The 23,580-nt window shown below is 50.1% G+C and carries 21 protein-coding genes; 13 read left to right on the forward strand and 8 right to left on the reverse strand.

Annotation, left to right across the window (positions count from 1 at the left end; all coding sequences use genetic code 11):
* Positions 1-184 precede the first annotated feature (184 nt).
* Positions 185-1,378 carry a diguanylate cyclase gene (locus BTA51_RS02455; RefSeq protein ID WP_246840887.1) on the forward strand — a complete coding sequence of 398 codons (1,194 nt, stop codon included), beginning with the start codon at positions 185-187 and terminating at the stop codon, positions 1,376-1,378.
* A gap of 71 nt (positions 1,379-1,449) precedes the next feature.
* Here BTA51_RS02455 and BTA51_RS02460 read toward each other — a convergent pair whose 3' ends face one another.
* A complete protein-coding gene (locus BTA51_RS02460; protein WP_168188024.1) occupies positions 1,450-2,532 on the reverse strand; it encodes an AraC family transcriptional regulator in 1,083 nt (360 codons plus the stop codon).
* Between the two features lie 613 nt (positions 2,533-3,145).
* Here BTA51_RS02460 and BTA51_RS02465 point away from each other — a divergent pair.
* The 4 genes from BTA51_RS02465 (at position 3,146) to BTA51_RS02480 (ending at position 5,450) form a co-directional block, all read left to right on the forward strand.
* Complete coding sequence (locus tag BTA51_RS02465; RefSeq protein WP_094705797.1) at positions 3,146-3,337, forward strand: hypothetical protein; 192 nt, start codon at positions 3,146-3,148, stop codon at positions 3,335-3,337.
* A gap of 496 nt (positions 3,338-3,833) precedes the next feature.
* Positions 3,834-4,244: a CoA-binding protein gene (locus tag BTA51_RS02470; protein ID WP_094705798.1), complete on the forward strand. Its 411-nt coding sequence runs from the start codon at positions 3,834-3,836 to the stop codon at positions 4,242-4,244.
* A gap of 15 nt (positions 4,245-4,259) precedes the next feature.
* Entirely contained in the window at positions 4,260-4,943 is a 684-nt protein-coding gene (locus tag BTA51_RS02475) for a DUF502 domain-containing protein (protein ID WP_094705799.1), read from the forward strand.
* A gap of 33 nt (positions 4,944-4,976) precedes the next feature.
* On the forward strand, positions 4,977-5,450 hold the full coding sequence (locus BTA51_RS02480; protein WP_094705800.1) for a glutathione peroxidase: 474 nt from the start codon (positions 4,977-4,979) through the stop codon (positions 5,448-5,450).
* A gap of 50 nt (positions 5,451-5,500) precedes the next feature.
* On the opposite strand, the gene BTA51_RS02485 is transcribed toward BTA51_RS02480, so the two are convergent.
* Both BTA51_RS02485 and BTA51_RS02490 read right to left on the reverse strand, forming a co-directional pair.
* A complete protein-coding gene (locus BTA51_RS02485; protein WP_094705801.1) occupies positions 5,501-6,178 on the reverse strand; it encodes a 2OG-Fe(II) oxygenase in 678 nt (225 codons plus the stop codon).
* Positions 6,179-6,342: 164 nt separating this feature from the next.
* The gene (locus BTA51_RS02490) at positions 6,343-7,248 is read right to left on the reverse strand and encodes an alpha/beta hydrolase (RefSeq protein WP_094705802.1); all 906 of its coding nucleotides are present in this window, start codon (positions 7,246-7,248) and stop codon (positions 6,343-6,345) included.
* Positions 7,249-7,542: 294 nt separating this feature from the next.
* On the opposite strand from BTA51_RS02490, the gene BTA51_RS02495 reads away from it, so the two are divergent.
* Both BTA51_RS02495 and BTA51_RS02500 read left to right on the forward strand, forming a co-directional pair.
* Entirely contained in the window at positions 7,543-7,920 is a 378-nt protein-coding gene (locus tag BTA51_RS02495; RefSeq protein WP_094705803.1) for a DUF3461 family protein, read from the forward strand.
* A gap of 246 nt (positions 7,921-8,166) precedes the next feature.
* The gene (locus BTA51_RS02500) at positions 8,167-9,126 is read left to right on the forward strand and encodes an AEC family transporter (RefSeq protein WP_094705804.1); all 960 of its coding nucleotides are present in this window, start codon (positions 8,167-8,169) and stop codon (positions 9,124-9,126) included.
* Here BTA51_RS02500 and BTA51_RS02505 read toward each other — a convergent pair whose 3' ends face one another.
* The gene (locus BTA51_RS02505; RefSeq protein ID WP_094705805.1) at positions 9,127-9,618 is read right to left on the reverse strand and encodes a GNAT family N-acetyltransferase; all 492 of its coding nucleotides are present in this window, start codon (positions 9,616-9,618) and stop codon (positions 9,127-9,129) included.
* Positions 9,619-10,187: 569 nt separating this feature from the next.
* On the opposite strand from BTA51_RS02505, the gene malT reads away from it, so the two are divergent.
* The 3 genes from malT (at position 10,188) to malK (ending at position 16,121) form a co-directional block, all read left to right on the forward strand.
* The gene (gene malT / locus BTA51_RS02510; protein WP_094705806.1) at positions 10,188-12,944 is read left to right on the forward strand and encodes an HTH-type transcriptional regulator MalT; all 2,757 of its coding nucleotides are present in this window, start codon (positions 10,188-10,190) and stop codon (positions 12,942-12,944) included.
* A 393-nt stretch (positions 12,945-13,337) separates the two neighbouring features.
* Positions 13,338-14,957, forward strand: coding sequence for an alpha-glucosidase family protein (locus BTA51_RS02515; RefSeq protein ID WP_094705807.1), 1,620 nt, complete (start codon positions 13,338-13,340; stop codon positions 14,955-14,957).
* Positions 14,958-15,005: 48 nt separating this feature from the next.
* A complete protein-coding gene (malK, locus tag BTA51_RS02520) occupies positions 15,006-16,121 on the forward strand; it encodes a maltose/maltodextrin ABC transporter ATP-binding protein MalK (protein ID WP_094705808.1) in 1,116 nt (371 codons plus the stop codon).
* 64 nt (positions 16,122-16,185) lie between these two features.
* Here malK and BTA51_RS30100 read toward each other — a convergent pair whose 3' ends face one another.
* Positions 16,186-16,359 (reverse strand): hypothetical protein, encoded by a 174-nt coding sequence (locus BTA51_RS30100; protein WP_168188025.1) that lies wholly within the window; start codon positions 16,357-16,359, stop codon positions 16,186-16,188.
* 172 nt (positions 16,360-16,531) lie between these two features.
* Between BTA51_RS30100 and BTA51_RS02525 the strand changes: the two genes are divergently transcribed.
* A complete protein-coding gene (locus BTA51_RS02525; RefSeq protein WP_094705809.1) occupies positions 16,532-17,821 on the forward strand; it encodes a diguanylate cyclase in 1,290 nt (429 codons plus the stop codon).
* Positions 17,822-17,896: 75 nt separating this feature from the next.
* Here the strand turns inward: BTA51_RS02525 and BTA51_RS02530 are convergent, their stop codons facing one another.
* Entirely contained in the window at positions 17,897-18,412 is a 516-nt protein-coding gene (locus BTA51_RS02530) for a GNAT family N-acetyltransferase (RefSeq protein WP_094705810.1), read from the reverse strand.
* Between the two features lie 107 nt (positions 18,413-18,519).
* Here BTA51_RS02530 and BTA51_RS02535 point away from each other — a divergent pair, with 107 nt between their 5' ends.
* The gene (locus BTA51_RS02535; RefSeq protein WP_094705811.1) at positions 18,520-19,413 is read left to right on the forward strand and encodes a GGDEF domain-containing protein; all 894 of its coding nucleotides are present in this window, start codon (positions 18,520-18,522) and stop codon (positions 19,411-19,413) included.
* A gap of 288 nt (positions 19,414-19,701) precedes the next feature.
* Positions 19,702-21,729 (forward strand): methyl-accepting chemotaxis protein, encoded by a 2,028-nt coding sequence (locus BTA51_RS02540; protein WP_094705812.1) that lies wholly within the window; start codon positions 19,702-19,704, stop codon positions 21,727-21,729.
* Positions 21,730-21,823: 94 nt separating this feature from the next.
* Here the strand turns inward: BTA51_RS02540 and BTA51_RS02545 are convergent, their stop codons facing one another.
* Both BTA51_RS02545 and cheD read right to left on the reverse strand, forming a co-directional pair.
* Positions 21,824-22,912, reverse strand: a complete 1,089-nt coding sequence (locus tag BTA51_RS02545) for a chemotaxis response regulator protein-glutamate methylesterase (protein WP_094705813.1) — start codon at positions 22,910-22,912, stop codon at positions 21,824-21,826.
* 40 nt (positions 22,913-22,952) lie between these two features.
* Complete coding sequence (cheD, locus tag BTA51_RS02550) at positions 22,953-23,579, reverse strand: chemoreceptor glutamine deamidase CheD (protein WP_094705814.1); 627 nt, start codon at positions 23,577-23,579, stop codon at positions 22,953-22,955.
* Position 23,580 lies beyond the last annotated feature (1 nt).

Raw genomic sequence — 23,580 nt, forward strand, 5'->3', positions numbered from 1 at the left:
GGTCTCGTCACCCTGCTGTGATAGAGAATGAATCGACAAGGACGACCTGGGTATGAAGCAAATTGCCCCAGATCAATCAGACCAGGTTCTGGTTTTTGCTATTGTCTGAGAAGAATAACCAACTACTTAAATCATGGTTCTGGTTATGAACAGAGGGTCGACTGGATGGCCTGGGAACAGGCATGTGGAGGCATCAGGAGAATTTCGTTCGGCCCTGGAGCACCAGAGGGACCGGGATCTGGCTATCAGGCAAAAGCCGGGAATTATCTTCTATCCGGCTGTCTGGCTCATCATCACTCTGTCTATCCTCGGTTATCAGCCCGCAGATTTTCTCGATTACCAGCCCACAGAAGCTAAAATGTCCTGGCTTCTGGGTATCGGTGCCCTGATTTCTCTGACTTCCCTGTATCGCTGGTACTGCACCCGAAGATTTGCCACATGTCTGCAAAACGGTCAGCATGCCCCTCTTTGGCTACTCATACATGCCCTGATTCTTAACGCCTCCAGTTGGGGTGTTTTTCTGGTGCTGGCTCTTCTGCCGACTCCGCTTTCTGATCACTATTCGCTGATTTTCACAGGAACACTGGCGCTTGCAGCCGGGGGAGCCAGTTCTTTATCCATTAAGTCCACTCTGGTTTACTGGCTGATGTTCTCGCTCCTCGGGCCCGCCATCGTCGTATCATTCAGTGGATATTCGCTCCAACCCACACCACTTGGCCTGGTTCTACTGATCTTCGCCGGCGGGATGAGCTGGGTCAGCAACCTTCCCAGGAGGGAATATGAAAAAGCAGTCATCAGCAATTTGAAACTCAGCCAGCAGGCCAACTATCTGACAGAACTTACCACCCTGGACGGTCTGACAGGAGTCAAAAACCGTCGATTCTTCGACCAGCTTCTCAGTTCAGAAATACGCCGGGCAAACCGTCTCGACTACCCTCTGGCATTGTTGATGATTGATATTGACCACTTCAAACGAATCAATGATGAGTTCGGGCACCTGGTCGGCGACAGTTGCCTGATCAATACTGCCCGAACGTTGCAGAACCACATCCAGCGCTCAAGTGACGTTGTGGCCCGTTATGGTGGAGAAGAGTTTGCGGTCATTTTACCGGGGGTGGAAACCGATGATGCCATTGCACTGGCCGAAACACTGAGAGAGGAAGTGGAGAGCACCATTACCTGGAACCTGACCCAGCCGATCAGAGTCACTATCAGCATTGGAGGCGTGTCTCTCCACCCGGTCAAGGCAACCCAGCCGCAGGACTATCTGGCAATGGCAGACAAGGCGCTCTACGAAGCCAAAAAGCAAGGTAGAAACTGTACGTTCTGGTCAGCAAGTGATGGACAGATTTCCAGAGTACCCGGCATAGAAAGCTGACCCGTATATACTCTTTCCAGAATATCCGTGAGAATAATTCACCTATCATGCTCTAGCCACCAGATCGTGCTCTACCCACCTGGCCGTGGCCTGTCTGCCTGAAGATGACGGCTTTGCCGATATGCACCTGGAGACATTCCCAGCCATTCACGGAAAGCATGATTGAATGAACTCTGCTCCTGGTAGCCCAACAGGAAAGCAATCTCACTGACGGAGAGACGGCTATGACCAAGATAGCTTTCCGCCAGCTCGCGTCGGATATGATCAAGCTCATTCTGGTAAGTAGTACCTTCCTCTTTTAACTTCCTCTGGAGTGTTCTCGCGCTCATATTCAAACGCTGGGAAACGGGCTCAATTCCCACTAACTGGCTTCGCAACATATCCAGCAGCGCACGACGCAAGCGCTCGACAATAGTCTGTTGCTGATAACTATATTGCTGCTCCTGCAACAACTCAGCATGCCGACTGAGGGCAGCAAAAGTCATGTCGTCAGCGTTACATACCGGCCAGTCCAGTATTTCGCGGTCTACCCATAGGGTGTTGTGCGGCTGATCATAGAGCAGTGGACAACCAAACAGTTCCTCATACGGATTTGTATCTTCAGGAACGGCGAATGCGAACTCCATTCGCACCAAAGGAAGTGGATCCGTTACCAGATAATGAGAAAAGTTGATCAGGCCGCTGAATACGCTACTAACCAATTGAGAATAGATACCGTGTCCTGTATCCGGGACAAACAAGGGATTGGCATGCCATCGGTAATAAACCATTCCCTCCTGCTCACCGATTTCGGACCGCCCCAAGTCATGGTTGATCCCCTCAAACCGTACTACCTGCTGCAAAACCTGGGCAATGGTGGCACAACTCATGGCCGTATAACCCAAAACCGGGTAGGTATTGGGCTTGACGGCGGCCCCCACATCCAGACCAAAATGAGAATTAACGCATGCCCCTTCAGCCATCAACGCCAGGTAATCCGCCACCCCAATCTGATATGGCAGGGGTTGTAGCCAATCACGGGATTTTCCCATCCTCGCGCACAACTGCTCCACGGACAGACCACTTCTTTGGGCCGTTTCAAGAAGTGCGGTTACATAGGGACCGATGACATGTCCCGAACTGACTGCGCCGCTTGTTGTTATTGGTTGAAGCACACCAGAACCTTTAAGCAGGAAAGGTAGACAGGCAAGCATAACAATGGCAGCCGGACCATTCCAGCAACAGGCGACACTTCCAGAACATGCCTCACCTCACTGGTCCAGATGAGAAAGTTAAGAATAGAAAGTATGGTTCGAAAGAAGATGACAAAATTTCGCCACCTTAAAAAATACATCTGACTTCGCCTTAGACTATGTAGCTATTTGCAGATTGTGAATTAGCTCATTGGGATGTTAAAACGATTCAATTCGGGCGCTATTCGCCCGTTCTGACAAATACATCATAAAACCATTCAAACTTAGACTGATTTCTTCTACTGCTTTCTTAGATATTTGTTCTAACCTATTAATTAATATTACAAACGCAATGTCACCAATCTAACTAAAATAGTCATAAATACCTATTCCAACGATTAAGAATCAATCTGGTAACTGAAGGGAATTTCATTCCAAACTCGCGTTCTAAGATACCAGAGCCAATCAAAATTGAGAGCGGCAAAACGAAGCAGGCAAGTTTTTTGCTTTATTTAAAGTAAGACCGAAGTACTACGGAAAACCAACCAAGTGTCGATATAAATGTTAAGCAAGGTGTAGGAATAAGGTAGTAACGATGATGACGGAGATTGCAGCGATGAGTAGCCAAATTCTTCAGTACAACAAACGGTTAGAAAGACTTTACAGCAACAAAATGCTCCAGTTGAACCGCGCTTTGAATAGCGGCAACAAATTACGTTGTCTGGTTCTTCAAGCTGAAGCTGACGCGATTTGTCAGGAACTTAAACAAATTGCCATGGCAAAATGATGACACTGGTGGCCTCCTCATCATTTTGCCCGACCATCCCGGCTTAAGGCGCCAAGCCAGGATTTATCAGGCTTCCCCATCAACGCCACATCTTTTTACAACGCGAATTTCTTCGCTGAAGTGCACTAATCGACGCTTTTTTCACTAACACTATGTCGCGTTAATCACCTCTGCTAAATTCCCTTTACAGCTTTGTGTGACAAACTACACAAATCCCTCCATTTAATGTCAGCTTTCTTTACATGAGCATCAACAACCCTTTGAGTTTGCGGTTTTTTTTTGTGTTTTAATAACCACCAAAGATAAGGAATTGTACCTACCCCGCAGAATCAGAATAGCCGCCGATCCCTTTAAACTCATGACAATTTTTTACAAAGAAAATGGCATCTCCGGCCGTTAAAAAATAACAGATGACCCATTCTTCATCTCCATGACTTGCCAAAGCGCGCGCAGGCTCAACATAATGACGCCCAACCTGTTGTAAGACTCAAGATTTATGACGATAGACCAAGAAATTAACCAAGTACTAACCCTCTCCCGAACCATTGCCATGGTCGGGGCGAGCGACAAACCGTATCGGGACAGCCATCGGGTGATGTCCTTCCTGCAATTCAAGGGCTACCGGGTCATTCCCGTCAACCCTAGACTCGCAGGACTCACAATGCTGGGGGAAAAGGTTTACGCATCTCTCACAGACATACCTGAGCCATTCGATATGGTTGACATATTTCGCCGCAGCGAGACAGTCACCGAAATAGTCAAAGAAGCGTTAACAACTGATGCCAAGGTCATCTGGATGCAGCTCGGGGTTATCAACGAGGAAGCCGCTGAAATGGCTCGTAGTGCCGGTCTCACCGTCATTATGGACCACTGCCCGAAAATAGAATTGGAACGTCGTGGTCGCTAACCCCCGGAACTCTCAATGAACAAACTCAAATTGCTCATTCGCAACGCTTTCATTGGTGGCGTGGTTATTCTCCTGCCATTGGTTATTCTGGGGCTGTTTTTTCGCTGGCTGTTCAGAACAGTCACAGACTTGATTCAACCCATTACCGACGTCGTCATCAGATGGACGGCCGCCCCGGAAATACTCGGAGACCTGCTGGTCATTCTGTTGATCATCCTGGCCTGCATACTGGTAGGAAGTATTACGGCAACCGGTATTGGCCGGTACCTGCATGCAAAGTTTGACGGCCATTTGCAGCGGCTGGCTCCCGGCTATCAGATGGTCAAAGACATTGTGAACCAGCTGTTTGGCGACCGCAGCAACTCTCCATTCAAATCGGGTGCTGTCGCGGAAGTCAGTATATTCGGCAACGAAGTGGCCACTTCGGTCACCGCGATTGTGACCAGTAAACATGAGGATGGACGCTATACCGTATTTGTCCCGACAGGCCCCAATCCGACCACCGGTTTTGTGTTTCATGTCTCCGCAGACTGTGTCACTCTGAGACCGGATATCAAGGTGGAATCGGCAATCCGAACCATTATTTCCTGTGGCGCGGGTTCGGCTCAGTTGTTCCAGCAAGGTAGCGTGCCCAAAACCGAAAAAGGAAATACCAATGGCGTCACCACGGCAGATGTTTCTCCTTTAACAAGGGAGTGATGAAATGGTGGCACATTCTGTCAGGAGGAGAATATGACGACGCTTTACGACTTCACATTAACGGATATTGATGGAGCATCCCTGCCCCTGTCAGAGATGAAGGGTAAGACCGTTTTACTGGTCAATGTCGCCAGCGAGTGTGGTTTGACGCCTCAATATCGGGGACTGCAGGAACTGTATTCCCAATACCGTAATGACGGTCTCGTAGTGCTGGCCTGCCCCTGTAATCAGTTCGGCGGCCAGGAACCCGGCACGGAGAGCGAAATCAAATCGTTCTGCATTGCCAAGTTCAATGTGACCTTCCCCATGAGCTCCAAGATAGAAGTCAACGGAGAAGACAGACACCCACTCTACCAGTGGCTGATAGGAGAGGGAGAGGACATACAATGGAATTTCGAGAAATTCCTGGTGAACTCTGAAGGCTCTGTGGTGGGACGATACAACCCCCGGGTGCAGCCGGACGATCCGGAACTGGTCGGGGATATACGCGAAGCTCTAAACCCATAAAGAGCCTCAATCAAAAGCCTGAAAGTAACCTTGACTGGTCATACCGCCAGTCAGGGACCAGGATCAATCGCAGCAATAACAGGATCTGCGCTGTCTGTCCGCAACCATCCCGCAATACTCCAGCGATCACGGTAAGTCGGCATCACTTCATGCGGGAACACCTGACTCATGAATAACACCAAACGCCCGGATTCCGGCAGTATATCAAGATGCCCAGCCTGAACCGCCGCTGATGGCATCACGTCAGCATCTTGCTGCCGGGCAGATGTATACATTCTTAGTGCCCCACCATCCTCTTCGGCCCAATCGGGATTCAAGTAATAGGTGAATGTCACCATGCGCGGACTGCTGCCATCGAAATTATCAATGTGTCGCTTATAGAACGCTCCGGGTTTGTATAACGCATAGTGAGCCTCACACCGCTGTAGCCCCAAAAACAGCGTTCTGTTAAGGCCCAGGCGAACTTCCTCAATAAAGCTCAGGAAATGTGACTGAGCGACTCCCTCTCCCGTTAGCCAGTGAGTCACATCCGCCCTGATGGAAGTCTGCAGGGTTTTCTGGCGACCACTACCAATCCTGGCCTGTTTAAAAGCTCCTTCCTCAAATCGATGAATAGCGTCCTGTAACAGCTTGGATGAGAGATCCGCCGGCAACCAGTTATCAGCCACCCACCAGCCATCACTGCTCAAGCGGTCGGCAGCCTCTTCAATAAAAGACCTTGTGGTCATCAATGTTGTACTCAAAGAAAGAAAGGAACTCTTTACATCATGCCCGGACGGGCGTGCACAGCTTGCTCGAGCTGCTGACGGAAAGTGGAGGAATTATAAGGCCAAAATTATGGCAAGTGTGAGCGTTATTTCTCGAGCTTCAGGGTTATCGAATAGGGCTACGTTCAAGCAGCCTTGCGCCGGTGTACTGGAGCCTGAGTCTGCACAAACTGGCCTATATCGCGAATGGCGGAACGGGATTGCGGTAACAAACGGGCGGCAAAGTGCCAGACATGAAACATATGAGGCCAAACGTGAAGGTGCACGGGTACTCCGATACGCTTGGCACGACGACAGAAGTACTTACATTCATTCAGCAGAATTTCATCACTGCCCACCTGAATCAGAACGGGTGGCAGATCACGCAGATCTCCGAAATAAGGGGAAATCCCGGGATCAATCAGAGATTGGCCGGCAGCATAATGGCGGGCAAAAAAACGAACCCGCTCTGGCGTGATAATAGGATCCCGCTGAATTCGATGGGAGATCGATGAAAAGCAGCAACTCAAATCCAGCCAAGGAGAAAGGCAGACAGCGCCTGCCGGCACAGGTAGACCACTGTCCCTGATCGCCATCACCGTAGCAAGCGTGAGTCCTCCACCCGCTGAATCCCCTGCCACAATGATATTGTGTGCTTTTACACCGTTATCCAATAAATACTGGTAGGCCAGGACAGCATCTTCCAAAGCCGCAGGGTATGGGTTTTCCGGCGCCAGCCGGTATTCCAGCATCATGACCTGAGCCTGGCTTGCCCGCCCGATTCTGCATGCCAGTTCCAAATGCGTTCTGGTTGATCCCACAACATACCCGCCACCATGCAGGTAGAGAATGACACGGGCATCACATTCCCTTTCATGGCTTAACCAGAGTGCAGGAATGCCAAAAGCCAGCCCGGCCTCACAACGAAACCCTGTCGGAGGGTGAACAAACCAGATGCTCTGTGAAGCACAGAGACGATAGGCGAGAAGATGATTGGGAATAAAGCGCATTCCCAACCGAATCATGTCTTTGACCACTTTGGTCCGGTTCAATAGCGCACCTTTAATACTTCACAATACTTTTAGATGGCGTTATTTACTATATAGCCCAACCAATCAAAGTGTACAAATTTCACTCAAACCATTAACTCTCGACACCTGGTTCCCAATGATCGGGAAATTGATTTTTCTCAACTAAATCAAGTTTTTTGATGCTCATGCGGGTATTTACCTATGGAAAATATGGTCATTCGAACCTACATACACAAGCAGACTTTTCATTTTCCAGCGTGGCAATAAGCTACACTGAATAGCTATTAACCATCACGTTTCCCAAGGAGCTTTAGCATGTACTCTAATCTGAAACATATCGGTATTAATGATCCAGAGCGGATCGACAGATACTCTCTGCGCACAGAAGCCGAAAATGACATCCTGAAGGTATATTACAAGAAGGATAAAGGTGACCTGTTCCAGAAAAGCATGAAGCTGAAATTTCCCCGTCAGCAAAAACGCGTTCTGGTAGATTCAGGCACCAACAAGTATGAAAACACCTCCGAAATTGCAGCCAACCTGGTGCATGTACTGGAAGAGCTGGACCGCATTGCGGATAAATCCGGCGAACAGGTGGATGTGAAATCCAAGATTCTGAAAGATCTTCGCCACCTGGAAAGGGTCGTGGCCAACAAGATCGAAGAAATTGAGAAGGATCTGGCCAAGCTGTAATTCGAGATACACAAGCAAGGGGATAACGTTACTTCTCTCATCTGAGTATCCGCTATCCCCTTTTTAGTTTACAGCATCGATTACCCGGCTAGACATTTGGCCATGCTCCATATTCCGTCCATCAAAAAGCGATATCATGGGGCAATCTACTGGTGTAATGCTCAAACACTGTTGCCGCCCATCATTCAGCAACCGTAAACTCCCCACCAGTACGCATACACTCTGATCCTCTTTTCAGGACAACTTATGCTTGAGCTGCTGTTGGATAGTGCCTGGTTTTCCGCCGACATCGTTCTACCTATATTCTTCCTGGTAGCACTCGGCTACATGATGCGACGGATGAAGCTGATCGATGACCACTTCATCGAAAAAGGATCCAACATTGTCTTTAAGATCGCCCTGCCTATCCTGATATTTCTGAACGTTTCATCACTTCAATTGGGTGAGGTCGTTCAGGGGAAGCAGTTGGTTTACGCGATTCTTTGCACCATTGCGGGCTTTATCGCCATATGGTGGATAGCTAAAATTCAGGGGATTCCTCCCAACCAACTTGGCGTCTTTGTCCAGGGATCATTTCGAGGAAATCTTGGAATTATCGGGCTCGCCCTTTGTGCCCGCGCCTACGACAGCGCCGGGGTGGCAGTAGGGTCTGTCCTGCTTGGTTTTATCACCCTGCTGTACAACCTTCTTTCGGTATGGGCGCTGACTGTCGCACAACATCAATCCGCCAAATTGCCCTGGCGAAAGCTGTTTCGGGATATCGTCAAGAACCCGTTAATTATCGCGATCGTGGCGGCACTTGTGTTCGCAGGTCTTCATCTGCAATTACCCGGCATCGTAAAAACTACCGGCCACTATTTTGGTGACCTGACACTGCCACTGGCACTCTTGTGCGTCGGCGGCTCCGTTAATGTCAAAAAACTCCGCCAATCCTCCAGCCTGGCCATGCAGGCAAGCCTGTACAAACTGGTCTGGCTACCGGTTGCCCAAATTATCATAGCCTTTCTGATTGGTATTGAAGGGCTCTATCTGGGAACACTGTTCCTGATGCTGGCGAGCCCGACGGCGACTGTCAGTTTTGTGATGACGAAAGCCATGGGAGGAGATAGTGAGCTTGCCGCAGCGATTGTCGCGTTGTCGACACTGCTATCGTTCTTTACGATCAGTATTGCGGTGACTTCTCTCAAGCTTCTGGGTTGGGTGTAATCAGCCCAACGCTTTCAGCATACGAATTTCACAGGCGGAATGTCCTGTACACCCCATCGCAGACGCTATCTGCCTGAATCCCATTCTCTGATACAAAGCTATCGCCTCCGACAGCGCGGCAGTGGTTTCCAGGTAGCATTGCTTATATCCGGCTTCAGTGGCAAATGTCAGCGCCATTTCGGCTAAACGAAACCCCAGACGATGCCCCCGGCACTCCGCCAGGAAGTACATTTTCTGTAATTCGGCCGTCTGGGAGTCCCCTTTCAAAGGTGCAATTCCACCACCCCCAAATATTCTGCCGCCGCGTTCGACAATCCAGTAGGCAGCTCCAGGAACCTGATAGGTTTCATACATATGATCAACGCTGGCATCACAGACCCCGTATCCGTTGTCTGCAGACAAGCCGTACTCGATGGACACGGTGCGGATAATCCCGGCAATATCGGGGTTATCGGATGGCTCGATCGGCCGTAGGTTAAATTCACTTTTCAAAGGCTACATCCTGTTACTGATAAGCGGAAACAGGTGACAGCTTACGACAAAACCGGAAACTGTAAATAGGAAACAATTCGCAATCAGCAATCGCCGACTGAATAGAGAAATTTAACTAATATTACGAAACTGGAAAATTTAGGCGGGACAAAAAAAAACCGGAAGAAATATTCTTCCGGTCACAAAGTCACGGTCTCACTCTTACCCCACACCCGTTGATATACAAGCATAAGGAGAAGCATATCAAACAACCATCAAAGGCAAGAATTGAAAACACGCTGTCGTATACACGGCGCATATTATGTTGATCTGCCCCTATCAAAGCAATACGCACAAACCGCAAAATCTAGTAAAAATACCAAAATAGTTCACAAAAGCGTAGAATTCACAAGGAATGCACAGGACCACTCCCTTCAGAAAAGGATCATTTGCTGACAAACCCCGGGGAACAACGAGTAGTTCGCTGTAGGTCGACCTGGTTATTTGCTACAGTTCATTAGGTTGTTGGCTTACTTTTCAGGTAGGCTCAACTTCCATCGGTTGTAATGAAAAATAGCGAAGGGTCGGTAATGACAACTAGAATAAAACCCGAGTCACTTACCTTGATAAGAGCAAAGATTTTACCTCCTGCACCACCCTCCCATCTGCTGCAGAGAGACAAATTTGATGACCTCATTCAGGAATCTGAACCGGCCAGTCTGATTTTGGTTCAGGCCCCGGCAGGCTATGGTAAAACAACCACTGTAGCCGACCGCTTGTCTGCGCTGGACACTCGATGTGCCTGGTTTCGTCTGGATGAGCAGGACAATTTAAGTGAACAGTTTGCCTTTTATCTGGCGCACACGCTGAACGAAGCCACGGCTGGAGCCTGTTCAGAAACCATTAAGACGCTTTCCAGGCAAAGCTACCCCAGTTTGCAGACCTTCCTGACGGACCTGTTGTCAGAACTTCCCCTGGAGGGAGACCCTCTCTACCTGGTCCTGGATGATTATCATCTGATGGCCAACCCGGAGATTCATGAAGGCATCACTTTCCTGTTAAGACATCATCCGCCCTACATGACGCTGGTCCTGTTGACCCGTACAACGCCTCCCATAGGTATTGCCCAACTTCGAATGCAAGGAAGGATGCTGGAGATTAACAGCCGGGATCTTTCTTTTTCTGCGGATGAGGCACAGCACTACCTGGAAAACAGACTTCGCTTTGAAGTGTCCCGGGAAAGTATCGAACGCGCCAACCGACGGGTTGAAGGCTGGGTATCCGCTCTGCAACTGTTGGCAGCAACCGCCAACACCAGTGCGGAGTTCGGCAGTCATGTGGATCAACTGCATAAAGGCAACCAGTACATCTTTGACTATTTCGATGAACTGCTCCGGCACACAGTCAGCGAGGAACAACGCAAGTTCCTGCTTCGCACCAGTGTCCTGGACCGCTTCAATGCATTTATGGTGATGCGAATAGCGGAGGAATCAGAAGGCCAGGCATTGCTGGTGAACCTGTTGAATATCGGCCTGTTTATAGTTCCGCTGGATCAAAGCGGTCTGTGGTTCCGGTTCCATCCTCTGTTTTCAGCCTACCTGCGTCATATGCAAAGCTGCATCCTGCCCCAGGAAACCCGGTGCTTGCACCAAAGAGCCTGTGATGCCTGGCAGGAACAGCAGATGTATGAAGAGGCCGCCCACCACGCAGTGTTATCCCAGGATCAGGAACGTATTACCAATATTCTTCTGAGGCAGGGCCGTGAATTCTTCAAAGAGGGTCAGTTCAGCCTCCTGCAGCGCTGTTTCGACGGCCTGGACCGCTCGGTCATTGCCGACAAACCAGTGTTAACACTGTTACGGGCATGGGTTGCCCAGGGGCAATATCAGTTCAAAGAAGTGGAAAGCTGGCTGAAAGCAGCGGAGACCCGTCTGCAGGGGCACTGTAGCGATGAAGAATGGAACGCTATCGTCGGTGAATTTAATGCTGTAAGAGCCCAGGTGGCCATGAACCTGGATAATCCCAGCCAGGCAATGGAATATGCCAAATCTTCCATGTCCCATGAACCGGTTTACCTACCAACTTCCAGAATTGCCGCTTCCTCTGTGTATGCAGAATCCCTGTTCGTCCAAGGCCATTTAAAGGAAGCCCTGTCCCGGATGCAGGAAACCGAGCAGCTGGCATTGGCGGAACATGCTCACCCGAACGTGATCTGGGCACTGTGCCAACAATCTGAAATCAGTGTCGCCCAGGGATATCTTCAGAAGGCCTATAACATCCAGGAAAAAGCTCTGCAGTATGCAGAAGAGCATCACCTTCACCATCTTCCAATCCTGGAATTCCTGCATCGGATTCGTGGGCAGATCATGTGGGAGTGGCACCATCTTGAAAGTGCTGAAAAATGTGCTTTGAAAGGCATAGAAATACTGGAAGACCAGGGCGAGCGCTGGTTTATTCAGAACTACATTCTGCTGGCCAAGGTCGCCCAGACCCGCGGCAGACAATCTCTGTGCGCCGATTACGTGCAAAAAGTTCACAAGATGCTGGCATCCGGTGACTATCACATCGATTGGACCGCCAACGCCCATGCCACCATGCTGACCTATTGGGATGCCGTCCGAGACCAGGATTCGATCCAGCGCTGGCTGACTGTCGCACCCGAGTGTGACCTGGAAGCCACTACCAACCATTTTACCCAGTGTAATGCGCGCAATTGGGCAAGAGCCTATATCAGTCTGGGGAATTATGAGAAAGCACTGCCGATACTCAGTGCAATCCAGAACGTCGCCGAGCAATATAGCCTGAAAACGGATTCCAACCGAAACCTGATCCATATAGCTCAATTGCACTGGCAAAATGAGAACCGTGAACAGGCCATGCAACACATGTCCGACGCGCTTAAACTTGCCAGTACCACTGGAGCGGTAGGCAGCTTCCTTCGCATCGGCAAGGTATTAATCAACATCCTCAAAGCGCTGATTAATGACAATCAGTTGGAAGAGATGGAGTTACAGCGGGCAGAACGCCTTATTCAGCTGTCGCAGCAACAACGTGATTTCAGCCGGGCCATACGCATCACTCTCGATGAAGCCATCATCCAGGACATTATCGATCGCCCGGACGTTCCCGAGTTGATCCGCACATCTCCACTGACCCGACGCGAATGGCAGGTGCTGAGCTTGATTCATGCCGGTCTTTCCAATGATCAGATTGCAGAACATATGAAAGTCGCTCCAACCACGGTGAAAACGCATATCCGCAGTCTTTACCAGAAACAGAATATCACTCACCGTTCTGAAGCGATTGAACTGGCCAGGAATCTGCTCAGTAAGATTCAGGGAGAGTAGCACGGATTGATTCCAGGGGGCGGACGCAAAGGTCCGCCCCTACGCCTCTCATCACAGGGCTGTGATAGCTCCGCCCCACCCCTCCTCCCTTCCTCATCCCTACTACTACGCCAGGAAAAAATAGTCAGGGAGGATGCTGCCGTCTGTACTCACAGGCACCATTTGTAACCAAGAAAAACTAATGTAGTGATTGCAGCCTACAATACTGAAAGAAGATATCAGGACTGAGAGATAAAACCGGAACTGAATGGTGACATCAGGACTTATAGGTGCAATCAGGTGACTTGGTGCAGAAAGAGACACGGCGACCATGGTCGAATACGTGACACCTTATTAAGGCCTGTATCTTGCTGAACTTAAGTGACCACTTCCCTGAATATTGAGTGAGGCAACATGCAAGTTGATCGTGATTGGTGGCGTGGTGCTGTCATATACCAGGTTTACCCCCGTAGCTTTTTTGACTCAAATGGCGACGGCATCGGAGACCTGCCCGGAGTGACGGCCAAAATGGACTATATAGCCAGTTTGAACGTGGATGCAGTATGGTTGTCGCCCTTTTTTACCTCGCCCATGAAAGATTTCGGATACGATGTTTCCGACTATCGTAACGTTGATCCCATTTTCGGCACTCTGGAAGACTTCGATCAATTGATTGCCGAAGCACACAAACGGGGCATCAAAATCATTATTGATCAGGTTTTGAGCCATACATCTGATCAACACGCCTGGTTTGTGGAAAGCCGCAGCAGTCGCAACAATCCAAAAGCGGACTGGTATGTCTGGGCAGAGCCCAAACCCGATGGTACGCCTCCCAATAATTGGCTGTCGGTATTCGGCGGTTCAGCCTGGGCATGGGACAGCCGACGCCGGCAATACTATCTGCATAATTTCCTGACCAGTCAGCCGGACCTTAATTTCCATCATCCTGAGGTCGTGAATCAGACTCTGAGCGATGTGGAGTTCTGGCTGAAGCGCGGTGTTGATGGTTTCCGCCTCGATGCCATTAACTTCTGCTATCACGATAAGAAACTGCGAAACAATCCTCCCAATGAGGAAATCGCAGAAGGTTCCATCGGGGTACGCAAGGAGAATCCCTACGCCTACCAAAGCCACCGGCATGATAAGACCCAGCCTGAAAATCTGGCATTTCTCCAAAAGATCAGGGCGTTGTTGGATAAATATCCGGGAACAACCACCGTGGGAGAAATTGGCGATGACAATTCTCTGGACACCATGGCCGCTTATACCGCTAACGGTGACAAGCTGCACATGGCTTACTCTTTCGATTTTCTGACAGAGCAATGCAACGCGAATTTCCTGCGTACCACCATCGAGACGATTGAAACCAAACTGAATGACGGCTGGCCTTGCTGGGCTATTGGAAATCACGACGTCAGTCGCGTGGCCACTCGTTGGAGCGATGGCAGCTATTCCCGGGAAAGAAATCTGGTGTACATGGTCATGTTACTGACCCTGCGCGGAAGCGTGTGCATATATCAGGGAGAAGAACTGGGCCTGGAAGAAGCGGAACTCGCTTATGAGGATCTGGTTGACCCTTATGGCATCGCTTTCTGGCCAGAATACAAAGGCAGGGACGGATGCCGTACCCCTATGCCCTGGAACATGGAAGACAATAACGCGGGATTCAGCGAAAGCACACCGTGGCTGCCTGTTTTTAAAGGACATCTTGCTGCTGCCGTCAGTGCACAGGAGCAAGATCCCGAATCCATGCTGAACGCTTATCGCAGCTTTTTGGCCTGGCGTCGTCAGCAGGAAGTGTTGCTCAAGGGTGAAATTGAGTTCCACAAATCCAATAAAAGCACCCTGCTATTTGAACGCAGTTACGGCAACAAACGCATGCTTATTGCCCTGAACATTTCAGACAAAACAGTCTCCATGAAAGTACCGGCCATCAGCGAAGCGGCCGGCGAAGAACTGTCCATTGTCAATGCGGATTGGAGCGGCAGCAAAGTGGAATTGCCCCCGTACGGAATAGGTTTGGCCTGGCTGTAGAGCCGGGCGGCTGGGTCCTACCAGTTAAACAGAAAAGGTTATGTCGATATGGCTAGTGTAACGTTACGCAATGTCTGTAAGAGTTATGACAGCATTGAAATTTCCAAGAATATCAATCTGGATATTGAGGACGGCGAATTCGTTGTCTTTGTCGGACCGTCTGGCTGTGGTAAATCCACTCTCTTAAGGATGATCGCAGGCCTTGAGGAAATCACTTCCGGAGACCTCTATATCGGAGAAGAGCGCGTTAACGACAAGCCTCCTATGGAACGGGAAGTCGGCATGGTGTTTCAGTCATATGCTCTTTATCCCCATATGGATGTGGCTGAAAACATGGCCTTTGGCCTGAAACTGGCGAAAACCCCTAAATCCGAAGTTGATAACAGGGTTCAGCAGGCTGCCAGAATCCTGCAGTTGGAAAAACTGCTGGAACGAAAACCCAAAGATTTGTCCGGTGGACAGCGCCAGCGTGTGGCTATCGGGCGCACCATGGTGCGTGAGCCAAAGGTATTTCTGTTCGACGAGCCGTTATCAAATCTTGACGCAGCCTTGCGTGTGCAGATGCGAATCGAAATTTCCAAACTCCATAAGCGCCTGCAGAGCACCATGATTTATGTTACCCATGATCAGGTTGAAGCCATGACCATGGCGGACAAAATCGTCGCGCTGGATCATGGGGTGGTCGCCCAGGTAGGACGTCCACTGGAGCTATACCACTACCCGGCGAACAAATTCGTTGCAGGATTCATTGGCTCTCCCAAGATGAATTTTGTTTCCGTCCAGGTTCGCTCGGCCAGCAGCCAGAACGTCACTGTATCATTGCCCGGAGCAGTTGACCTCACCATCCCCGTTAACGGAGAAGGACTGCAGCAGGGGGATACTGCCACCCTGGGTGTACGGCCCGAACATTTCGTTGAGCATGAAGAAGCGGATGTGGTACTGAACGGCGTCGTCAGTGTGGTGGAACGATTAGGATACCAGACGCTGCTACATACAGAAGTGGAAGGGTTTGAATCAACCCTCACCGTTAGAACCCATGGTTCAAATCCGGTCAGGGAAAGCGAAAGCATTGCTCTGGGCATTCAAGCCCAGCACTGTCACCTGTTCAAAGCCGACAGCAGCGCCTGCCCCCGCCTATTCCGGGAACCTTCAGTAGATTTTTGACCTGAAAAACAGTGGGGAGATGGACAGCCATCTCCCCACTATCGTCTCGACCCTGAGTATCTACTCAGCGCTTTACCCGGCTTTTTGCCGGGTTTTTTTTGGTTTCTAGCGACTCTGACAATAACTCTTTGGCTTTAGAAAAGTCAAAGGATGTCTCTTCACTCAATTGATCGGGATCGAAACGAATACCACAACCGGCCTTAACCGTTTTAGCCGGTTTTATCTGACCTTTGTTCATCAAATTTATCCTCCAACCACCTACAGTCACTAGAACAACCGGGCTCGGAATTCCTGGCATATTAGGCTAAAGTTGTAGAATATACGCGCGGACCAGGTACCAGCAACTAGCTCCATCAGAATACTGTCAGTGTTGATGGCAATAAAAACTTAAATCGCTATCGGGAAGTCTCATGCACGCGCTAGTAGTCGAATCCAGTCGTCTCTACCACAAAGTGCTTTCTAACATGCTCGTTGCCTATGATTTCGAGGTATACATTCACGAGTCAGGGAAGTCCGCGATCGATAATGTGGAGAAGCAGTCGTACGACGTGATTTGTGTCTCCATGCACCTTCCTGATATGACCGGCATAGATTTTACGGAAACCGTTCGAGGCGGGCAGCGCAACGCCGACACTCCCATATTGATCGTCACCTCGGAGAGCAACTCTGACATGCTGTCCCGGGCATTAAGCGCCGGGGCTACGGACATCATCCCCAAAGACGCCCTGACCCGCCTGGAAGAACGACTGCATAGCCTGATCCCGTTAGGTCCTTTCCGATACAACGTCAGCGGCAGGGCTTTGTATCTCGAAGACAGCCTGACCATCGCCAAAGCCATGGATACCAAGCTTAACCGGCTGGGTCTGGACATGGACCATGCATTTTCCATTGCCGATGCCCTGGAATTACTGGAACGCCAGTCATACGATCTGATCATGACAGATATTGTTCTGGAGCATAATGAAACCGGCATCGACTTCATTAAGAAAATCCGCAGCTCTCCACAATCCCCCTACCAGCAATTACCCATACTGGCCGTCACCGGCGTGGATAATGTAAACCGCAAAATACGGGCGCTCCGTGCCGGAGCCAATGACTACATCACCAAGCCGGTACTGGATGACGAACTCTACGCCCGCATCAGCAATCTGGTGGCTTCCAAACGGTTGATTGAACAATTGACCCAGGAACGCCAGAGATTGTTGGACCTGGCAACCAAAGACCATCTGACCGGTCTGTATAACCGGCACTTCCTGGTAGAGGTCGCCAAGCGGAAATTCTCAGAGGCTTACCGCTACCAATCCGATTTGTCCGTGCTGGTTATGGATATTGATCACTTCAAGCGTATTAACGACACCTACGGGCATAACATCGGCGATCTTGTGTTGAAATGCATTGGAGAAGCACTGCAGGACTTCTTTCGGGACGGCGATTTCGTTGCACGCTTCGGTGGAGAAGAGTTTGTCATTCTGCTGACCCGGTGTAATCTGGAACAGGCCAACTACCGCGCAGAGGAATTGCGGGAATTGATTGAGGATCTGCATCCCAACAGTATCGATGTCACTGTCAGTATCGGCACGTCGTCAATCACCCATGAACGTAAAGAATATTTTGACGAAGTCTTTACCCGCGCCGACCAGGCACTCTACAGTGCCAAGGAAAATGGACGTAATCAGATCATGTCCCTGAAACCTGTTTGATTCAGAATCCTGTCAGTCGTGTCGATCCAGGTCAATGAACCAGCACGACCGAAACACAATGCCATAGCAAGTAGACTAACTGTACCGAAAAACATTCACGCTCTGCTGCATCAGATCAATCTGGTCATCCAGCTTGCCTCCCAACCTTTCAGCTACGCGCACAGAGCGATGATTCTTGGGATGAATCAGGCTGATCAGCCCCAGCTCCGGCATCCATCTCCCAGCCAGAGCTTTCACTGCACGGGCAGCTTCCGTTGCGTATCCATTTCCCCAGGCACTTCTTTGTAACAGCCATCCAATTTCAAGCCCCGGCCAACCTTCCGGGAAATACAATCCGGCCCGGCCGATGATCAATCCGGGGTGGTTACGCAACTCCAAGGCCCACAAACCATACCCACGTAGCTGCCAGTGCCCGATCACCAGGGCGAGATTCTGCCAGGCGGATGCTGCCGAGAGGGGTTTCCCGGCGCCCACATAACGCATGACTTCAGGATCAGACACAATTTTTCGATACGACTCAAAGTCCTGCTCCTGAAACTGCCTCAGAATTAAGCGATCGGTTTCGAGTCTCAGCGGAATCCCCGTCATCATTCTTTAATTTCCATTGCCTCAAATTTATCGTCACTGGCCATATAGACTAGACTAATGAATATCCACCATGCGAGATACCTATAATAATCATCCTAAGCAGGTAGAGTATGCCATCGACAGAGCAAGATCTTGGATTCATGCAGGAGTTTGGGTTTCAGGAAATAGTGGACTCTGCCTCGGACGGGGTCATTGTCACTCGGGCGGATGACATCGATTCACCGGGCCCCAAAATTGTCTACGCCAATAGCGCCATGACCAGAATTTCAGGTTATTCCCCTCAAGAACTTATCGGCCAGAGCCCCCGTATTCTGCAGGGTGACAGAACTTCCCTGACCACCAAAATCCTTATTCGTCAGCATTTGGAGAAGAAGCAGCCCCTGCGTTGTCGAATCCTCAACTATCGCAAAGATGGCAGCACCTACTGGGTTGAGCTCAGTATCATGCCACTGAAAGGCGCTTCCGGCAGCGTTACCCATTTTGCGTCTATCCAGCGCGATATAACAGCCTACAAGAAAGTAGAGGATCTCCTGCTGGAACTGCCCAATCTTGATTCTGAAACCCGCCTACTTACCACCGCAGCTTTCGTAGAGGCTGTCGATAAGGAATGGCGTCGGGCATTTCGACATCACTCGGTCTTTACCATACTGATGTTCCAGTTGAGCAAGAATCATAAACTCATTGAGCGATTGGAACCCGCACAGGTCGAGCTCACTGGCGCCCTATGCCATGACTTGTTCAGGAAGGAAGATACCGTGGGACGTACCGGAAATAATGAGTTTTGCGTTTTGATGCCGGAAACGGACGAGTCTCATGCCCAGCTTGTCAAAAGCCGATTGACCCAGTTATTCCTGACCCGCAAAAAACAACACCGAGAGCTTCAGGATACCGACCTTGAAATGGAAAGCACGGCAACCGAAGTAAAACTGTTGGATGAAAATTCACAGACGATTATCAACCGGGCCCGTCAACAGCTTAAGAATATGATGGCAACAGGGGGATAACCCTGGGTCGGAGACCAATAAATAATCGCAACAAATCCTTACTCGATTACTAAGGCGGAATCATCATTCTTGAGTACAATTATTAGTCTAAATATTATCCTCAACAAAAGTGTTAACCTGGACGAAAGTATTTACCCGAACAACAGTATCAACCCAAAATAAAAAGTGATGGCGCCAGGGCGACAATGCCCCTTCACATAAAAATCATAACCGGCAGCCATCTCATTAATAGCACCAGAGAACCTGGTCGAGATCTCTGGCTTAACGACACGTTATCCGGAGAGTGCTATGTCATTCGCTCAATTTGTGAGACTTCCCGGCATGGGGTTTCTAACCCGTGTCTATACCCTGAGTACAGCCATGATTCTCCTGCTGGTATCTGTTACCTGGACCAGCCTGAATTCCATTAGCCTGCTTCAGAAAAGTACCTTGCAGATATCACAGCAGGCCCTACCCAGACTCAAAACCAGCCAGAGTTTCTTCAGTTCCCTTCAAACCATGACCCTTTCCGTATCCGGGGCGCTATCTGAAGATCGTGGAGATCGGGTTGACGCTTATGAAACCCGGTTTGCCGAAGCCCATAAACAGGCGTCCGGACAACTGGAAAATCTGAAAACGACGGACGCAGGTGACTCCGTGGACGCTTTGCGGGGGCTATTGGATGAACTGGCCAAGCTCAGTCGGCAGACCATGGCAGGACATCGTGAGGTGATCGAGCAGGCAGATAAAATGGCTGTCGCCATCAGGGATCTGCAGCTTCAGTTTTCCCGCTATAAACAGGATCTGTTAAGGACCCAGTTTGCCACCAAAGATGACTTCGTCGCCTATTCGGTCAAAGACTTCATTATTCCTTTCGAGCAAATGGAGGCCGTACTCTTTGATGCCATTGGTACAGGCTCTTCAGCTAAGCTGCTACAGGCAAGAGAAAAGGTTGAGGGCATGCTGCCAGAGGTGCGCAAAAAACTGGAGTTCGTGATTGCGGATCTCAAACCACACGAAGACAATCGGACCGATTATGAACACACCTACCGGCCAGAATTTGAAAGCGTTGTCAACAATATATCCCTCACTGGTGAAGGTACGCTGGCGCGCTATCTCTCTTGGCTGCAATCCCGGGAAAGTAACCTCGCGGACAGGGAAGCACTGATTGCCAAACAGGAGGAAGCCGGGCGTCTGGTGGCCCCTCTGATTGAACAAGCGGAAAGCCTAACACAACACCTTTCCTCTCAGGCGCAGGACATCTCGACCGGCAGCTTTAACAATATTCTGTTGATGGCCGTTATTTCCACTCTGATCGCCCTGCTCATGAGCCTATGGCTCAGCCGAACTATGCGCAGAGGATTGAAAGCCGTCTCTGTCTCTCTCAGACAGCTTGCCACAGGGGATATGCAGGTCCGCTGTCATTACACTCACCAGGATGAATTCGGGCAGATCAGTGAAGATGTCAATCAGGTTGCGGGAAATATGCAGGAGTCTCTGCGCCAGCTGAGAGAATCCGCGCAGCAGCAGGATGCTATCGCTCACGCCAATTCCGATGATTGCAGTGAGGCCAACCGTGGTCTTGAGCAACAACGCGAAAGTATCAGTCAACTGGCTACTGCAATGACGGAAATGGAATCATCCTTTGCTGAAGTGGCACGCCATGCCATGGATACTTCCGCGCTGGTTAACCAGGTGGAAGGTGCCGTAGTTGAAGGTAGCAATATCATGACTGACGCCATCAGAAACACTAATGAGCTGTCAGATCAACTGCAGGGGTCCGTGGAAAGGATCGCCAATGTCGAGACCCAGAGCGAACAGATCGGGCAAATTCTTGATGTAATCAGTGGCATTGCTGAGCAGACCAATCTGCTGGCACTGAATGCGGCGATCGAAGCTGCAAGGGCAGGAGAACAAGGACGTGGTTTTGCAGTGGTGGCCGACGAAGTGCGCAACCTGGCACGCCGTACCGGTGAGTCCACTGCTGAGATCCAGCAGCGAATTGACGCATTACAAAAGGGAATTTTTGAGGCGGTGGAATCAGTCAGGGAAAGTAAAGACCGCATGATGACGAACGTCACTCAGGTGGATTCCGCAGACGGTACCATGCAGCAAATTCGTGAGCGGGTTGAAGAAATAGCCACGATGTCACGCCAGATCAGCGAAGCCACTCAACAGCAGCAGCTGGCGGCAGAAGAAATATCTCTGAATATGAATCTGATTCATCAGGCTGCGGATACTAACATGACCATTGTGCATCGTATTACCAAGACCAGTTCCCGACAGGCCAATATGGCAGATGAGCAGCAACAGCTATGCTTGCGATATAAAATATAGCCCCCCGGCAGTGGCGATCAAGCCAGTGTGAAAGGCACTAGAGCGCCAGCTTCGAAAAGCCCGACCTGCATGGATGCAAAGGGCTGAATTCGATTTACCTTGCCCAGCGAATAATCTCGTCAGAGATGCCGTTCAACGGTAACACCTGCCCCACCGCCCCCAGTTTGACAGCAGCTCCCGGCATCCCCCACACAACGCAGGATGCTTCGTCCTGGGCAATGGTCGAAGCACCCGTTTCCTTTAGCCTCAACATGGCTTCCGCACCGTCTTTCCCCATGCCGGTTAACATAACTCCCAAAGCATTTTTTCCAGCAGCTTTTGCAACAGAATCAAACAAAACGCCGACACTTGGTTTGTGGCGATTGACGAGGGGGCCGTCATTTAACTGGCAGACATATTTGGCTCCGGATCGGACCACCTCCAGATGCCGGTCACCTCGCGCGATATACACACGCCCGGTGGTAATTGGAGCGCCTTCATAGGCTTCTTCAACCTTTAGCGGTAACATTCTGTCCAGACGCTCGGCAAAGCTACGGGAGAACGCTCCGGGGATATGCTGGGCAACCACCACACCCGGCACGGAAGTCGGCAAGCCAATCAGCACATCACGAATGGCATCCAGCCCGCCTGTTGACGCTCCTATTGCTATCAGTTTGTCTGTGGTGGCAAAGGTCGGCTGTGCAAAGGTATCCTGCCGTTTTTCACGCTGCTGCAACTTCTGCAACTGCTGTTGTTTTCTTAACAGCTTGTCTTTGGAGACCGTCGCAGCCATGCGAATCTTCTCAATAATGACGGCGGCTTTTTCCTCAATGCCTTCCTTGAGATCCAGTCTTGGCTTGGTAATAAAATCAATCGCACCGGTTTCAAGGGCATCAAGCGTCACCTGCGCCCCCTGATCAGTAAGGCTGGAAATCATCACCACAGGCATAGGGCGCAGGCGCATAAGATTGCGCAGGAATGTAATACCGTCCATTCTTGGCATTTCCACATCCAGAGTCAGCACATCCGGATTACACTGCTTGATCTTTTCCCTTGCCTGATACGGATCCACCGCCGTGTCCACGACTTCCAGGTCCGGTGCCTGGTTAATAATCTCTGTCAATATTCTGCGCATCAGGGCGGAATCATCCACCACCAGTACTTTATATCGGTGATCAGGTGTTTTATCTCTGAAATCGGGCATCGTGGCTTATGTCCTTTCTTGTATTGTTCCCAACGCCGGCCTAAAACAGATCCACATCTCCCACCTCGACAGGATGTTCTTTCAACGTATCCATATACTGTGTCTCACGTTTAAGCAGCGTGTCATTGTGCAGAGACTCAATACGCTTGAGCAGCACCTTTCCCGTTTTTGGGTCATACAAAATTTTGCGTGGATGGTCTCCCCCCAAGTCTTCAGCGGATATTCTGAAACCCTCAACCTCCAGGTAGTTACGGACAAACTGAATGTTCTTGTCGCCCACACTTCCCATTCCCCGAATGACATTACCTCCCCCAAACACCTTAAATTCCAGCCTGTCCCGGTTGCCGCACAACTTCATGACATCGTTGATCAGGTGTTCCATGGCAAAGTTGCCATAGCGATAGGCATCACTGATAACATTGACATTGCCCTGGGAATTCTGTGGCAGCATAAAATGATTCATCCCTCCAATCCCGGTTTTGGGATCACGAACACAAGCAGCGACACATGAGCCAAGTACCGTGCCGATCATTTCATTTTCCAGGGTCACGTAGTACTCGCCGGGCATGATTTTGGCTACATATAGCTTACGGTGAGGATCCCAGAAACGATTAACATCCTTGAACCAGGGTAAACAGGTCGGAGGTAAATGCTGTTTAGAGGACACG

Source organism: Hahella sp. CCB-MM4 (assembly GCF_002260525.1).
GTDB lineage: Bacteria > Pseudomonadota > Gammaproteobacteria > Pseudomonadales > Oleiphilaceae > Hahella.